Raw genomic sequence first — 14,756 nt, forward strand, 5'->3', positions numbered from 1 at the left:
GTAGATGTCGCAATCCACACCGAACCCAGAAGGCCCTCACCCGTTCAAGCACCCAGCACGCGTGTCACCAACGTCCCGGGACAGCACACCTAGGCCGCCTCGGGGCCCCTGAAGGTGCGCCGGTAGGCGTTCGGCGTGGTCCCGACCGTCCGCACGAAGTGGTGGCGCAGCGCGGCCGCGTTGCCGAACCCCGTGCGGCCGGCGATCGCGTCCATCGTCTCGTCCGTCGCCTCCAGCAGCCGCTGGGCCAGCAGTACGCGCTGGCGCAGCACCCAGCGGTAGGGAGTCGTACCCGTCTCCTGCTGGAAGCGGCGGGCGAACGTGCGCGGGGACATGTGCGCGCGGGCGGCGAGCTGCTCGACGGTGACCTCCTCGTCGAGGTGGCGCTCCATCCACGCCAGCACCTCGCCGATGGTGTCGGCCTCGGAGTGCGGCAGCGGGCGCTCGATGTACTGGGCCTGGCCGCCGTCGCGGTGCGGCGGCACCACCATCCGGCGGGCGATCTTGTTGGCGACCTCCGGGCCCTGCTCCTTGCGGACCAGGTGGAGGCAGGCGTCGATGCCGGCGGCGGTGCCCGCGGAGGTGATCACCGGATCCTCGTCGACGTAGAGCACGTCCGGCTCGACCACCACCCGGGGGTAGCGCAGGGCGAGGTCCCGCGCGTGCTTCCAGTGCACCGCGCAGCGCCGGTCGTCCAGCAGCCCGGCCGCGGCCAGGACGAAGACGCCGGAGCAGACGCTGAGCACCCGGGCGCCGCGCTCCACACCGCGGCGCAGGGCGTCGAGCAGCGGAGGCGGGAAGGTGCGGGTGGAGTAGCCGTCCCCGGCCGGGACGGCGATGAGGTCGGCCGTCTCCAGCCGCTCCAGGCCGTGCTCGACGCGCAGCGACAAGCCCGAGGCCATGCGCACGGAGGGGCCCTCGGCCGAGGCCACGGCGAAGTCGTACACCGGCAGGCCGTCGTCGCTGCGGTCGGTGCCGAAGACCTCGCACACCACGCCGAGTTCGAAGGGGGTCACGCCGTCGAGCAGAGCGACGGCCACGTTCTGCAGCATGCTCCCAGTGTGCCTCGCCGCTGGCAGTAATTCGAGGGTCTACGGCAGTACTGCCACTGACGGTAAGGACCATCCGGCGTCACAGTGGTGTCCATGGACACGAACCAGACGCAGACACTCATCGCCATGATCTTCGTACTCGGGACGCTGGTCCTCCTGGTCCTCCCGTCCGTGCTCGGCCTGATGCGCGACCGGCGCATCGACCGGCAGATCCGGGAGGCCCAGGAGGCCCGCGAGGACGCTCCGGCTCAGAAGTCCTCGTCCAGGTCGACGGTGCCCTCCACCGCCACCTGGTACGCGGAGGGCCGCCGCTCGAAGAAGTTGGTCAGCTCCTGAACCCCCTGGAGCTCCATGAAGGAGAAGGGGTTCTCCGAGCCGTACACCGGAGCGAAGCCCAGGCGGGTCAGCCGCTGGTCGGCGACGCACTCCAGGTACTGCCGCATCGACTCGGTGTTCATGCCCGGCAGGCCGTCCCCGCACAGGTCGCGCGCGAACTGCAGCTCGGCCTCGACGGCCTCCCGGAGCATGTCCGTCACCTCCTGCTGGAGCCGGTCGTCGAACAGCTCCGGCTCCTCCTTGCGGACGGTGTCGACCACGTCGAACGCGAACGACATGTGCATGGTCTCGTCGCGGAACACCCAGTTGGTGCCGGTGGCCAGGCCGTGCAGCAGGCCCCGGCTGCGGAACCAGTAGACGTAGGCGAAGGCACCGTAGAAGAACAGGCCCTCGATGCAGGCCGCGAAGCAGATCAGGTTGAGCAGGAAGCGGCGCCGGTCCGCCTGTGACTCCAGCCGGTCCAGCTTCTCGACCGAGTCCATCCACCTGAAGCAGAACTCCGCCTTCTCGCGGATGGACGGGATGTTCTCCACCGCCGCGAAGGCCGCCGCGCGGTCCTCCGGGTCGGGCAGGTAGGTGTCGAGCAGCGTCAGGTAGAACTGGACGTGCACGGCCTCCTCGAACAGCTGACGGCTCAGGTACAGCCGCGCCTCGGGGGAGTTGATGTGCTTGTACAGCGTCAGCACCAGGTTGTTCGCGACGATCGAGTCGCCGGTCGCGAAGAACGCCACCAGCCGGCCGATCAGGTGCTGTTCGGCGGGGGAGAGCTTGGCGAGGTCGGCGACGTCCGAGTGGAGGTCGACCTCCTCCACGGTCCAGGTGTTCTTGATGGCGTCCCGGTAGCGCTCGTAGAAGTCCGGGTAGCGCATGGGGCGCAGGGTCAGCTCGAAGCCGGGGTCGAGAAGGTTCTGGTTGCTGGGCATTACTGGCAGGCCTCGCAGGACTCGGGGTTTTCCAGGGAGCAGGCGACCGCTTCGGGGTCGGGGGTGGCCTGCACGGGGACAGCGGCCCGGGCGGCGCGGGCGATGCGGGTCGCCGGGCGCGAGCGCAGGTAGTACGTCGTCTTCAGCCCGGACTTCCAGGCGTAGGCGTACATCGAGGAGAGCTTGCCGATGGTCGGCGTCTCCAGGAAGAGGTTCAGGGACTGGGACTGGTCCAGGAACGGGGTCCTGGCCGCCGCCATGTCGATCAGGCCGCGCTGGGGGATCTCCCAGGCCGTGCGGTAGAGCGCGCGGACGTCCTCGGGGATCCAGGCGAAGCCCTGCACCGAGCCGTTGGCCTCGCGCAGCGCCTCCCGGGTGCGGGCGTCCCACACGCCGAGCCGCTTGAGCTCGTCCACCAGGTAGGAGTTGACCTGGAGGAACTCGCCGGACAGCGTCTCGCGCTTGAACAGGTTGGACACCTGCGGCTCGATGCACTCGTAGACGCCCGCGATGGAGGCGATGGTGGCGGTGGGCGCGATGGCGAGGAGCAGGGAGTTGCGCAGGCCGGTCGTGGCGATCCGCTCGCGCAGGGCCGCCCAGCGCTCGGGCCAGGTCAGGTCCACGTCGTAGTGGTCGGGGTGCAGCACGCCCCGGGCCGTACGGGTCTTCTCCCAGGCGGGCAGGGGGCCGTTGCGCTCGGCCAGGTCGGCGGAGGCCTCGTAGGCGGCGAGCATGACGCGTTCGGCGATGCGGGTGGACAGGGCCTTCGCCTCGGGCGAGTCGAAGGGCAGACGCAGCTGGAAGAAGACGTCCTGCAGGCCCATCGCGCCGAGGCCGACCGGTCGCCAGCGGGCGTTGGAGCGGCCCGCCTGCTCGGTCGGGTAGAAGTTGATGTCGACGACCCGGTCGAGGAACGTCACGGCCGTGCGGACGGTGTCGTCCAGCCGTTCCCAGTCGATGTCCCCGTCGCCGACGAAGGCGCCGAGGTTGACGGACCCCAGGTTGCAGACCGCCGTCTCGCCGTCGCTGGTGACCTCCAGGATCTCCGTGCAGAGGTTGGAGGAGTGCACCACGTGGCCCGGCTCGGCGGTCTGGTTGGCGGTGCGGTTGGCGGCGTCCTTGAAGGTCATCCAGCCGTTGCCGGTCTGCGCGAGGGTGCGCATCATCCGGCCGTACAGCTCGCGCGCGGGCAGCGTCTTGCGCGCCAGGCCCTTCGCCTCGGCGGCCCGGTAGGCGGTGTCGAACTCCTCGCCCCACAGGTCGACCAGCTCGGGCACGTCCGCGGGGGAGAACAGCGACCACTGCGCGTCGGCGTTCACCCGCCGCATGAACTCGTCCGGGACCCAGTGCGCGAGGTTCAGGTTGTGCGTGCGCCGGGCGTCCTCACCGGTGTTGTCGCGCAGCTCCAGGAACTCCTCGATGTCCGCGTGCCAGGTCTCCAGGTAGACGGCGGCGGCGCCCTTGCGGCGGCCGCCCTGGTTCACGGCGGCGACCGAGGCGTCGAGGGTCTTCAGGAACGGGACGATGCCGTTGGAGTGCCCGTTCGTGCCGCGGATCAGCGAACCCCGGGCCCGGACGCGGGAGTAGGCGATGCCGATGCCGCCGGCGTGCTTCGACAGGCGGGCGACCTGGTGGTAGCGGTCGTAGAGGGAGTCCAGCTCGTCCTTGGGGGAGTCGAGGAGGTAGCAGGACGACATCTGGGGGTGCCGGGTGCCGGAGTTGAACAGCGTGGGGGAGGAGGGGAGGTAGTCGAGGCGGCTCATCAGCCGGTAGAGCGCCGCGACTTCGTCCACGGCCCGTGCGGTGTCGTCCTCGGCGAGGCCGCTCGCCACGCGCAGCATGAAGTGCTGGGGCGTCTCGATCACCTTGCGGGTGATCGGGTGCCGGAGCAGGTAGCGGCTGTGCAGGGTGCGCAGGCCGAAGTAGCCGAAGCGGTCGTCGGCGGCGGTGTCGATCAGCGCGTCGAGCCGGGCCGCGTGCAGCCGGACGAACGCGGCGGTGCGGTCGGCGATCAGACCCTCGCGGTGGCCCACGGCGACCGACTGCGTGAAGGAGGTGACGCCCTGGGAGGCGGCCTCGGCACGGATGCCGATGGTCAGCAGCCGGGCGGCCAGCCGGGAGTAGGCGGGGTCCTCGGAGATGAGACCGGCGGCCGCCTCCGTCGCCAGCTCGCGCAACTCCGTCTCGTCCGCCCGCGCGGACCGGCCGCGCAGGGCGGCGGCGGCGACCCGGCCCGGATCGGCGTCGGGGAGGTCGGCGGTCAGCTCGGTCAGGGTCCGCAACAGGGCGGCACCGGGAGCGTCGTGCGCTTCTTCCGCGTCTTCTCCGGCGGCTGAGACCGGATCGGCTGGCGCGATGGTCACGTGGGGCTCTCCCTCGCTCGGCACGGGGCCTCGTCGAGGGCAGGGGGCAGCACACGAGCGCACACGGCGTCGCGTCCACCGGCCCATTCCACGAGGCCCGGACGTCAGGCACACCGGCCGGATGGCCGGGCGCACTGTCGGCAGGTCCTCGGACTGACGCCCATACCGTGTGAAAGGGCATGGGTACACCGTTGCGGGACAGTTCCGGATTCGCACCGGATTCCCCTGCGGCGACAGCGAGCATGAGCATACATCTTGTGCCGGGTTCGGATGCCACCCCCAGATGTTGTGTCGCGCTGGTTTCAGAGGGTCAGCCGGCAGGTGTGCAGAGTGATCTTCGCCGGCCGCGGGACGACGGCGGGCCGCCGTGAGGTGTTCTCACGGCGGCCCGCCGGGGGTCGTCCGGTGTGTGTCGCGCGGTGCTCCGCGCCGGGAGGTCAGTGCGACGAACCGGCCGTGGCAGGCGGGAGCTCCACCTGTACCCCGGGGTCGCCCGCGTCCGCCGTGTAGTCCTCCGGCTTGGTCTCGTCGACGCCGTCGGGGGCCTTCAGCGCCCTGAGCACGAAGGTCAGGACCACCGTCACCACCACGTTCAGGACGAACGCCGTGAGGCCGATGTAGCCGATCTCGCCGATGCCGGGGATCTCCTTGGAGGAGCCGCCGAAGTGCTTCTGCGTCGGCGAGGCGACCCCGTACGCGGCGACCGTGCCGTAGACCATGCCGACCGCCCAGCCCGCGAGCAGCGCCCAGCGGTGGAACCAGCGGGTGAACAGGCCGCCGACCAGGGCCGGGAAGGTCTGCAGGATCCAGATGCCGCCGAGCAGCTGGAAGTTGATGGCGACCGTCTTGTCCATCGTCAGCACGAAGGCCAGCGCGCCCACCTTCACCAGCAGGGACACCAGCTTGGAGACCTTCGTCTCCTGCGCGGGCGTGGCGTCCGGCTTGATGAAGTCCTTGTAGATGTTGCGCGTGAACAGGTTCGCGGCCGCGATGGACATGATGGCCGCGGGCACGAGCGCGCCGATGCCGATGGCGGCGAAGGCCACACCGGCGAACCAGTCCGGGAACATCGTCTCGAACAGCTGCGGGATCGCCAGCTGCCCGTTCTGCACCTTGATCCCGGCCGCGATCGCCATGAAGCCGAGCAGCGCCAGCAGGCCCAGCATCAGCGAGTACAGCGGCAGGATCGTGGTGTTGCGGCGGATCACCTCACGGCTCTTGGAGGACAGGGTCGCCGTGATGGAGTGCGGGTACATGAACAGCGCCAGCGCCGAGCCCAACGCCAGCGTGGCGTAGGTCCACTGACCCGCCTCCGGCGGCGTCAGCGCACCGCGCGGCGCGCCCGTGGCCGGGTTGGTCTCGCTGAACGCCTCACCCGCCTTGGCGAAGATGTCGTCGAAGCCGCCGAGCTTGATCGGGATGTAGATGATCGCCACCGCGATGACGATGTAGATCAGCGTGTCCTTCACGAACGCGATCAGCGCGGGCGCCCGCAGACCCGACGAGTACGTGTAGGCAGCCAGCACGCCGAAGGCGATCAGCAGCGGCAGGTCCTTGATGAACCAGTTGGTGTTCTCGCCGCCGCCGATACCCATCACGTCCAGCACGGCCTGGATGCCGACCAGCTGGAGCGCGATGTAGGGCATCGTCGCCAGGATGCCGGTCAGCGCCACGGCCAGGGACAGCCCCTTGGAGCCGAAGCGGCCGCGCACGAAGTCGGAGGTCGTCACGTAGCCGTGCTTGTGCGAGACCGACCACAGGCGCGGCAGGAACGTGAAGATCAGCGGGTAGACCAGGATCGTGTAGGGCACCGCGAAGAAGCCGGCCGCTCCCGCCGCGTAGATCGCCGCCGGCACCGCCACGAAGGTGTACGCCGTGTACAGGTCGCCGCCGAGCAGGAACCAGGTGATCCACGTGCCGAACGAGCGGCCGCCCAGGCCCCATTCGTCCAGGCTGTGCTCGTTCTCGGCCTTGCGCCAGCGCGCGGCGAGGAAGCCCATGACCGTGACGGCCAGGAAGAAGAAGATGAAGACGGCGAGTGCGACGCCGTTGACGCCGTCCTTCACTCCGACGCACCGCCCTTCCGGCGGGCGCGCTGGTCACGCTGCCACAGCTTGAAGGCGATCATCGTCAGCGCCGTGGAGATCAGCACCCACGCCATCTGGTACCAGTAGAAGAACGGGATCCCGATGAAGGCCGGGTCGGTCTTCGCGTACGAGCCGACCCACAGCATGGCAACGAAGGGCGCTATGAGACAGACGGCGATGACGACGCGCGTCGGCGTCACCACCGGCCCTCTGCTGACTTCCGGGGCTTGCGACATCAGGCGGCTCCGTCCCCTCAAGTGATCACCTGTGCAATGCGCAGGCAATCTAGGTCAGGGTGCGGCGACAGCGGAACCCCTCGTCCGCAATGCGGTACCCAAAAGAAACGGCGGATCCGCCTGCGGTCGGCTACTCCTGGGGACGCTTGAGACGGGCCACGAACTTGTACCGGTCGCCCCGGTAGACCGACCGCACCCACTCCACCGGCCGGCCGTCCCGGTCCAGCGAGTGCCGGGAGAGCATCAGCATCGGCAGCCCGACGTCCGTGCCGAGCAGGCCGGCCTCGCGCGGGGTGGCCAGGGACGTCTCGATGGTCTCCTCGGCCTCGGCGAGATGGACGTCGTAGACCTCGGCGAGCGCGGTGTAGAGGGACGTGTACTTCGCCAGGGAGCGGCGCAGGGCGGGGAAGCGCTTGGCGCTGAGGTGGGTGGTCTCGATGGCCATGGGCTCGCCGTTGGCCATGCGCAGGCGCTCGATGCGCAGCACGCGTCCGCCCGGCGTGATGTCGAGCAGCCCGGCGAGCCGGTCGTCGGCCGTGATGTAGCCGATGTCCAGCAGCTGCGAGGTCGGCTCCAGGCCCTGGGCGCGCATGTCCTCGGTGTACGAGGTCAGTTGCAGGGCCTGCGAGACCTTCGGCTTGGCGACGAAGGTGCCCTTGCCCTGGATGCGTTCCAGCCGGCCCTCGACGACCAGTTCCTGGAGTGCCTGGCGCACGGTCGTGCGGGAGGTGTCGAACTCCGCCGCGAGGGTGCGCTCGGGCGGGACGGGCGTGCCGGGCGCCTGGGTCTCCGTCATGTCGAGCAGGTGCTTCTTCAGGCGGTAGTACTTGGGCACGCGTGCGGTACGGACGGGCACCCCGTTCTCGTTCTCCGCACTGCTGACGTCGGTGCTCATGCTCCGCCTTCCCGGCTCGGTCCGCCGACACGATCTCACTTGTATACCGTCGGCGTCTTGTTTGGTCTAGTCCACCACTGCGAGTGGTCTACCTGAAGTATGGCCTGTGCAAGCGGGTTTTCGCTGGCTTCTTACTTAAAGGTTCCTGCATATGTAGGTCGCATAACGGCTGGTCAGAGCCTTCTCGCGACCCTTGACAGGCTGATTGGCCTGGGCCAAGCTCCCGGTACTGGTCTACACCAATGGTCCAGGCCCGGCCCGCCGTTCACCGCGGGGAGCCAGGGGGGTTGTGGGATCCCTTGAGGAGGGTGGCGTGAAGCGCAAGCTGACAGCCGCGATCGGTATCGCGGGCATGATGGTCTCCATCGCGGCGTGCGGCGGCGAGGGCGACGGGGGCTCGGACAAGGGCGGCGCGGACGCCAAGGAGCTGACCGTCTGGCTCACCGTCGACGCCCAGAACAACTGGCCGGAGCTGGTGAAGGCCGCCGACGACGCGGTGAAGAAGAAGCACCCGGGTCTGAAGATCAGCCATGAGTACTACGGCTGGCCCGACAAGAACGCCAAGCTCGACGCCGTCCTGGCCACCGACAAGGCCCCCGACGTGGTCGAGATGGGCAACACCGAGATGCTCGGCTACATGGTCAAGGGCGCCTTCGCCCCCCTCGACCAGGGCACGTTCGACAACTCCGACGCCTGGCTGGACGGCCTCAAGGCCTCGGTGACCTACGAGGGCAAGACCTACGGCGTCCCCTACTACGCCGGCGGCCGCGTCGCCAACTGGCGCAAGGACATCGCCGCCTCGGTCGGCGTGAAGACGCCCCCGAAGACGTACCAGGAACTGACCGACGCCCTGGACAAGATCCAGAAGAAGCAGGGCGACAAGTTCAACGCCTGGTACCAGCCCACCCGCGACTGGTACGCGGCCATGTCCTTCGTCTACGACGCGGGCGGCGCCATCGCCACCGAGTCGGGCGGCCAGTGGAAGGCCACGCTCTCCTCGCCGGAGTCCCTCAAGGGCCTCAAGGAGTTCAAGAACGTCGTCGACAAGTACATGCACGGCGACAAGACCAAGGACGAGTCCGACCGCTACATCGTCTACGGCCAGGGCAAGTCCGCCATGATCTTCGCGGCCGCCTGGGAGGGCGCCACCGCCGAGGACCCGAAGAACGACAAGAGCGGCAAGCTCAAGGGCAACCTCGAGAACTTCGTGATGCCCGGCCCGTCCGGCAAGAACATGCCGGTCTTCCTGGGCGGTTCCGACCTCGCCGTGCCGGTGAAGTCCGACGCGCAGGACCTGGCCGCCGAGTGGATCAACGCGTTCACCGGCTCCTCCGGGCAGAAGGGCCTGATGGCCAAGGGCAACCTGCCCAACAACAAGACGGACCTCGCCACGCTCAAGAACGACCCCAAGACGGCGGTCCCGGCCACCGCGGCCGAGTCCAACTGGTTCGTCCCCATGGCACCCGGCTGGGGCCAGGTCGAGAAGGCGCAGATCCTGCAGACCATGCTGCAGAACATCGGCACCGGCAAGAAGTCCGTCGAGGCCGCCGCCAAGGAGGCGGACGCCGCGATCGACAAGGTCATCAACACCAAGTGACCTACGGGCGGGGCTCCCCACGCGGAGCCCCGCCGTCGTCAGGACCAGAGGGACCGCCAAGGAGCGCGCGATGAGTGCCGCAGACACCACCACCCCCGCCAAGGTGCCGCCACCGCGGCCGGTACCTGTGCCGCCCCCCGCCGGCCGGCGGCCCCGCGCGCAGCGCACCTCGGGAGGTGCCGCCGTCCCGTGGCTGCTGCTCGCCCCCTGCCTGCTGGTCCTGGCCCTGGTCATGGCCTATCCGCTGGCCCGCCTGGTCACCCTGTCCTTCCAGAAGTTCGGCCAGTCCCAGCTGTGGGGCTTCCAGCCCGCCGAGAGCGTCGGCTTCGACAACTTCGCCAAGGTGCTCGGTGACGGCGAGTTCTGGGCCGTCGTACTGCGCACGGTGATCTTCGCGGGCGGGGCCGTCGTGCTCACCATGGTGATCGGCATGGCGCTCGCCCTGCTGCTGCAGCGCGTCTCGGGCTGGCTGAAGGTCCTCATCAACATCGTGCTGGTGGCCAGCTGGGGCATGCCCGTGATCGTGGCCACCACGGTCTTCAAGTGGCTCTTCGACTCCGACTACGGCGTCTTCAACGCCCTGCTGAGCAAGCTGCCCGGCATCGACATGATCGGCCACAACTGGTTCGCCAGCGGCCCCCAGGGCCTGGCCGTGATCATGCTCCTGGTCGTCTGGGGAGCCGTGCCGTTCGTGGTCATCACGCTCAGCGCCGGTCTCACCCAGGTCCCGAAGGAACTGGAGGAGGCCGCCCGCCTGGACGGCGCCGGCTCCTGGGGCGTCTTCCGCTACGTCACCCTGCCCGTCCTCAAGCCGATCATCGTGATGCTCACGACCCTGTCGGTCATCTGGGACATGGGTGTCTTCCCGCAGGTGTTCGTCATGCGCAACGGCCACCCCGAGCCGGAGTTCCAGGTCCTCAACACCTACTCCTACGACCGCGCCTTCGTGGTCAACGACTACGCCCAGGGCTCGGCCATCGCCCTGATCACCGTCCTGCTGCTGCTCGGCGTCGTCGCCGTCTACATGCGGCAGATGCTGAAGATCGGAGAGGTCGAATGAGCACGCTCGCCGGAACCCGCCGCCGCAGGAGGAACCCGCGGCTCGGCTGGAACCTCCTCGGCCTCCTGGTCTTCCTCATCGCGGGCTTCCCGCTCTACTGGATGCTCAACACGGCGTTCAAGCCCGCCAAGGACGCCATCGACCCCGACCCGAGCCTGCTGCCGACCGGCCTGACCCTCGACAACTTCGGCCGGGCGCTGGACATCTCCGACTTCTGGGGCCCGGTCGGGCGCAGCCTGGTGGTGTCGCTCGCGGTCGTCGTCATCGGCATGGTCGTCGGGCTGCTCGCCGCGCTCGCCATCTCCCGGTTCGCCTTCCGCGGCCGCAAGATCGTGATCGTGGGCATCCTCGCCGTCCAGATGGTGCCGCTGGTCGCCATGATCATCCCGGTGTTCCTGCTCCTGAACGACCTCGGCCAGTACGACCGGCTCACCGGCCTGATCATCACCTACCTGACCTTCGTCCTGCCCTTCACGGTCTGGACCCTGCGGGGCTTCATCGTCAACATCCCCAAGGAGCTGGAGGAAGCCGCCATGGTCGACGGCTGCTCCCGCACCAGCGCCTTCCTGCGGGTCGTCTTCCCCCTGCTGGCCCCCGGCATGGTCGCCACCTCGGTCTACGCCTTCATCCAGGCCTGGAACGAGTACCTCTACGCCCTGATGCTCCTCAGCCAGAAGAACCAGACCGCGACCGTCTGGCTCGGCAACTTCACCACCAAGCACGGCACCGAATACGCGCCGATGATGGCCGGAGCCACGATGATGGCCGTGCCGATCGTCGCCCTCTTCCTCCTCGTCCAGCGCAAGATGGCCGCGGGCCTGACCGCGGGCGCCGTGAAGGGATGACCTCACCCGATGACGACACTCGCCAGCGGCACCGACACGCTCACCCGCGACGCCCTGACCGTCCTGCAGCCCGGCTTCACCGGCACCACCGCGCCCGACTGGCTGCTGCGCCGGCTCGGTGAGGGCCTGGCCTCCGTCGGGCTCTTCGGCCGCAACATCGCCTCACCGGACCAGCTCGCCGCCCTCACCGCCCAGCTGCGGGCCGAGCGCGACGACGTCCTCGTCGCCATCGACGAGGAGGGCGGTGACGTCACCCGCCTGGAGGTGCGCAGCGGCTCCTCCTTCCCGGGCAACCACGCCCTCGGCGCCGTCGACGACGTGGAGCTGACCCACCAGGTCGCCCGCGAACTGGGCCGCCGCCTCGCCGCCTGCGGCGTCAACCTCAACTGGGCCCCCTCCGCCGACGTCAACTCCGACCCGCGCAACCCGGTCATCGGCGTGCGCTCCTTCGGCGCCGACACCGCTCTGGCCGCCCGGCACACCGCCGCCTACGTCACCGGCCTGCAGTCCGCCGGGGTCGCCGCCTGCACCAAGCACTTCCCGGGCCACGGCGACACGGCCGTCGACTCCCACCACGCCCTGCCGCGCATCGACGTCTCCGCCGAGGTGCTGGCCGAGCGCGAACTGGCGCCCTTCCGGGCCGCCATCGCCGCCGGCACCCGGGCCGTCATGAGCGCCCACATCCTCGTCCCGGCCCTCGACCCCGACCACCCGGCCACCCTCTCCCGCCGCATCCTGACCGGCCTGCTGCGCGGCGAACTCGGCTACGACGGCCTGATCGTCACCGACGGCATGGAGATGCGCGCCATCGCCGGCACCTACGGCATCGAACGCGGCAGCGTCCTCGCCGTCGCCGCCGGAGCCGACGCGATCTGCGTGGGCGGCGGCCTGGCCGACGACGCGACGGTGCTCCGCCTGCGGGACGCCCTGGTCGGGGCCGTCCGCACCGGCGAACTCGCCGAGGAACGCCTCGCCGACGCGGCCGACCGCGTCCGGTCCCTGGCCCGCTGGACGGGTACGGCCGGGCGCCCGGCGGAGGACTCCCACGGCGGCGAGGTCGGCCTGCGCGCCGCCCGCCGCGCCCTGACGGTGACCCCCGCCCCCGGTCTCGGCAGCCCGGAGGCCTTCGAGCCCCTGACCGAACCGCCCTACGTCGCCGCCCTCACGCCCGTCGCCAACATCGCCGTCGGCGACGAGACCCCCTGGGGCGTCGCCGCCGAACTCATCCACCTCCTGCCCGGCACCGTGACCGGCAGCTTCTCCGCCGGGGAGGGCCCGGAGAGCGAGGCCGGGCAGAGCGCCGGCCGGGCGGCCCTGGAGGCGGCCGGCCCGCGTCGCATCGTCGCCGTCGTCCGGGACGAACACCGCCACCGCTGGATGACCTCCGCCCTCGACATCCTGCTGGCCGCCCGCCCCGACACGATCGTCGTCGAGATGGGCGTGCCGCAGGCCGCCCCGCGCGGCGCCCTGCACATCGCCACCCACGGCGCGGCCCGCGTCTGCGGCCGCGCGGCGGCCGAGGTCATCGCGGGGGTCGCGGACCACTGAAGCCTCCGCCCCCGACATTGGTTGTGGATCTGCGATCAGATGTAGTACTCCTTATACATGAGCGAGCAGGTCCACAACAGGCTGTCCGTGGTGCGTGCCGAACGGAAGGTGTCGCGCCAGAGCCTGGCCGAGGCGGTGGGAGTGCACTACCAGACCATCGGCTACATCGAGCGGGGGCAGTACAACCCGAGCCTCGACCTGGCACTGAAGATCGCCAAGTTCTTCGGGCTGCCGGTCGAGGCCCTGTTCTCCCTCGAACCGTTCCGGCCGCTCACGGACGAGGTCTACGGGAGGAACCAGCCATGACGACGACACGCCTGACGCGCTACGACCGGACCATGCTGCTGCTGATGAACGACCGCCGCGGCGCGGCCTGGTACGCCACGGCAGCCCGTCGCCGGCTGACGGTGGCCGCCCACGTCACGCTCACGCTGGCCATCGGCGGCCTGATGACCCACCTGTACCTCGCCGAGGGCGAACCGCTGTGGACCGTCGTCGCGATGGCGCTGCTGCTGCTCCCCTGGATGGTCGCGACCGGCGTGATCAACGGCGCCACCCAGGGCCTGCTGGAGCTGCGCGCACACGTCCTGGACGAGCGGCAGACGACCGAACGCAGCCGTGTCCTGGCCCGGGCCCACCGCGTGACGACCCTGCTGCTGGCCGCGGCGGCGGTCACCCTGCTGATCACGGGCGGCGTCGCCGGCGACGCCCCGAGGGCCTACGCCGCGCCCCTGCTCATCGCCGTCCTCGTCACCCACTGGGTGATGCCCCTGTGGGTGGCCGGCTGGCTGGCCGAGGACGAGCCGGACGACGACGCCCTGACGACCGGGGCCCTCGGCCGCCAGGACCTGCCGTCCGGATGAGGCCGCGCGGGACGGGGCGGCGTCAGACGCTAGATGCCCTGCCAGTCGGGCTTGTTGGCGTAGGTGTGCCGGAAGTAGTCCGCCAGCTTCAGCTTCGACGCGGCGGCCTCGTCGACCACGACGGTCGCATGCGGGTGGAGCTGGAGCGCGGACGCCGGGCACACCGCCGCGACCGGCCCCTCCACCGTCGCCGCCACCGCGTCCGCCTTGCCCTCGCCGGTGGCGAGCAGCACCAGGTGCCGGGCCTCCAGGATGGTGCCGATGCCCTGGGTGATCACGTGGTGCGGCACCTGGTCGATGTCACCGCCGAAGAACCGGGCGTTGTCGATCCGGGTCTGCTCGGTCAGCGTCTTGATCCGGGTCCGCGAGGCCAGTGACGAACACGGCTCGTTGAACCCTATGTGCCCGTCGGTCCCGATCCCGAGAAGCTGCAGGTCCACCCCGCCGGCGTCGGCGAGGGCCTGGTCGTACGCCGCGCACGCCCCCTGCACGTCCTCCGCCGTACCGTCCGGCCCCGTGAACTGGTCCATCCCGATCCCGAGCGGCTCCAGCACCTCCCGCCGCAGCACCGACCGGTACGACTCCGGATGGTCGGCGGGCAGACCCACGTACTCGTCGAGCTGGGCGATCCGCGCCCGCGCCACGTCCACGGCACCGGAACGCACCTTGCTCGCCAGCGCCTCGTACACCGGCAGCGGCGTCGAGCCCGTGGCCACGCCGAGCAGGGCGTCGGGCTTGCGCCGGAGCAGCTGCGCCATGGCCTCGGCGATGAGCTCGCCACCCGCCTTGGAGTCCGGAACGATGACAACTTCCACGTTGGGCCTGCCGATCTGAGGAGGATGCTCACCTGGGACTGGACCCGGGAGGGGTCGTGTGGTTTAGACCAATCTAACAGAGCGGGGGCGTCCCTCCCAGGGTGCGGGGCGCCGCTCCCGCGCGGGCGGAGGCGCC

General features: G+C 70.0%; 14 protein-coding genes and 1 riboswitch. Of the genes, 7 read left to right on the forward strand and 7 right to left on the reverse strand.

What is annotated here, in order from left to right; translation table 11 throughout:
* Positions 1-89: 89 nt before the first annotated feature.
* Positions 90-1,052 carry a GlxA family transcriptional regulator gene (locus AC07DA_RS05115; protein WP_479124737.1) on the reverse strand — a complete coding sequence of 321 codons (963 nt, stop codon included), beginning with the start codon at positions 1,050-1,052 and terminating at the stop codon, positions 90-92.
* Positions 1,053-1,145: 93 nt separating this feature from the next.
* Here AC07DA_RS05115 and AC07DA_RS05120 point away from each other — a divergent pair, with 93 nt between their 5' ends.
* The gene (locus AC07DA_RS05120) at positions 1,146-1,388 is read left to right on the forward strand and encodes a hypothetical protein (protein ID WP_479124739.1); all 243 of its coding nucleotides are present in this window, start codon (positions 1,146-1,148) and stop codon (positions 1,386-1,388) included.
* Here AC07DA_RS05120 and AC07DA_RS05125 read toward each other — a convergent pair.
* The 5 genes from AC07DA_RS05125 to AC07DA_RS05145 form a co-directional block, all read right to left on the reverse strand.
* Positions 1,301-2,311: a ribonucleotide-diphosphate reductase subunit beta gene (locus tag AC07DA_RS05125; protein ID WP_479124740.1), complete on the reverse strand. Its 1,011-nt coding sequence runs from the start codon at positions 2,309-2,311 to the stop codon at positions 1,301-1,303. The genes AC07DA_RS05120 and AC07DA_RS05125 overlap by 88 nt on opposite strands.
* Positions 2,311-4,674: a ribonucleoside-diphosphate reductase subunit alpha gene (locus tag AC07DA_RS05130; protein ID WP_479124741.1), complete on the reverse strand. Its 2,364-nt coding sequence runs from the start codon at positions 4,672-4,674 to the stop codon at positions 2,311-2,313. The genes AC07DA_RS05125 and AC07DA_RS05130 overlap by 1 nt, the downstream gene beginning before the upstream one ends.
* A gap of 122 nt (positions 4,675-4,796) precedes the next feature.
* A riboswitch (cobalamin riboswitch) is annotated at positions 4,797-4,924 on the reverse strand.
* A 187-nt stretch (positions 4,925-5,111) separates the two neighbouring features.
* Entirely contained in the window at positions 5,112-6,740 is a 1,629-nt protein-coding gene (gene mctP, locus AC07DA_RS05135) for a monocarboxylate uptake permease MctP (RefSeq protein ID WP_479124743.1), read from the reverse strand.
* Positions 6,737-6,997, reverse strand: a complete 261-nt coding sequence (locus AC07DA_RS05140) for a DUF3311 domain-containing protein (RefSeq protein ID WP_479124745.1) — start codon at positions 6,995-6,997, stop codon at positions 6,737-6,739. Before AC07DA_RS05140 ends, mctP begins: the two co-directional genes overlap by 4 nt.
* Before the next feature lie 130 nt (positions 6,998-7,127).
* On the reverse strand, positions 7,128-7,892 hold the full coding sequence (locus AC07DA_RS05145) for a GntR family transcriptional regulator (protein WP_479124747.1): 765 nt from the start codon (positions 7,890-7,892) through the stop codon (positions 7,128-7,130).
* Between the two features lie 313 nt (positions 7,893-8,205).
* Between AC07DA_RS05145 and AC07DA_RS05150 the strand changes: the two genes are divergently transcribed.
* The 6 genes from AC07DA_RS05150 to AC07DA_RS05175 all read left to right on the forward strand — a co-directional run bounded on the left by AC07DA_RS05150 (position 8,206) and on the right by AC07DA_RS05175 (position 13,805).
* On the forward strand, positions 8,206-9,489 hold the full coding sequence (locus AC07DA_RS05150; RefSeq protein ID WP_479124749.1) for an extracellular solute-binding protein: 1,284 nt from the start codon (positions 8,206-8,208) through the stop codon (positions 9,487-9,489).
* Between the two features lie 70 nt (positions 9,490-9,559).
* Positions 9,560-10,549 carry a carbohydrate ABC transporter permease gene (locus AC07DA_RS05155; RefSeq protein ID WP_479124751.1) on the forward strand — a complete coding sequence of 330 codons (990 nt, stop codon included), beginning with the start codon at positions 9,560-9,562 and terminating at the stop codon, positions 10,547-10,549.
* Positions 10,546-11,394 (forward strand): carbohydrate ABC transporter permease, encoded by an 849-nt coding sequence (locus tag AC07DA_RS05160; protein ID WP_479124753.1) that lies wholly within the window; start codon positions 10,546-10,548, stop codon positions 11,392-11,394. Before AC07DA_RS05155 ends, AC07DA_RS05160 begins: the two co-directional genes overlap by 4 nt.
* A 9-nt stretch (positions 11,395-11,403) precedes the next feature.
* On the forward strand, positions 11,404-12,942 hold the full coding sequence (locus AC07DA_RS05165; protein ID WP_479124755.1) for a glycoside hydrolase family 3 protein: 1,539 nt from the start codon (positions 11,404-11,406) through the stop codon (positions 12,940-12,942).
* Between the two features lie 57 nt (positions 12,943-12,999).
* On the forward strand, positions 13,000-13,248 hold the full coding sequence (locus tag AC07DA_RS05170; RefSeq protein ID WP_479124757.1) for a helix-turn-helix transcriptional regulator: 249 nt from the start codon (positions 13,000-13,002) through the stop codon (positions 13,246-13,248).
* Positions 13,245-13,805, forward strand: a complete 561-nt coding sequence (locus AC07DA_RS05175) for a hypothetical protein (RefSeq protein ID WP_479124758.1) — start codon at positions 13,245-13,247, stop codon at positions 13,803-13,805. Before AC07DA_RS05170 ends, AC07DA_RS05175 begins: the two co-directional genes overlap by 4 nt.
* 29 nt (positions 13,806-13,834) lie before the next feature.
* On the opposite strand, the gene nagB is transcribed toward AC07DA_RS05175, so the two are convergent.
* Complete coding sequence (gene nagB, locus AC07DA_RS05180) at positions 13,835-14,620, reverse strand: glucosamine-6-phosphate deaminase (RefSeq protein ID WP_479124760.1); 786 nt, start codon at positions 14,618-14,620, stop codon at positions 13,835-13,837.
* Positions 14,621-14,756: the final 136 nt, after the last annotated feature.

It is taken from the genome of Streptomyces sp. NPDC044921 (genome assembly GCF_056432865.1).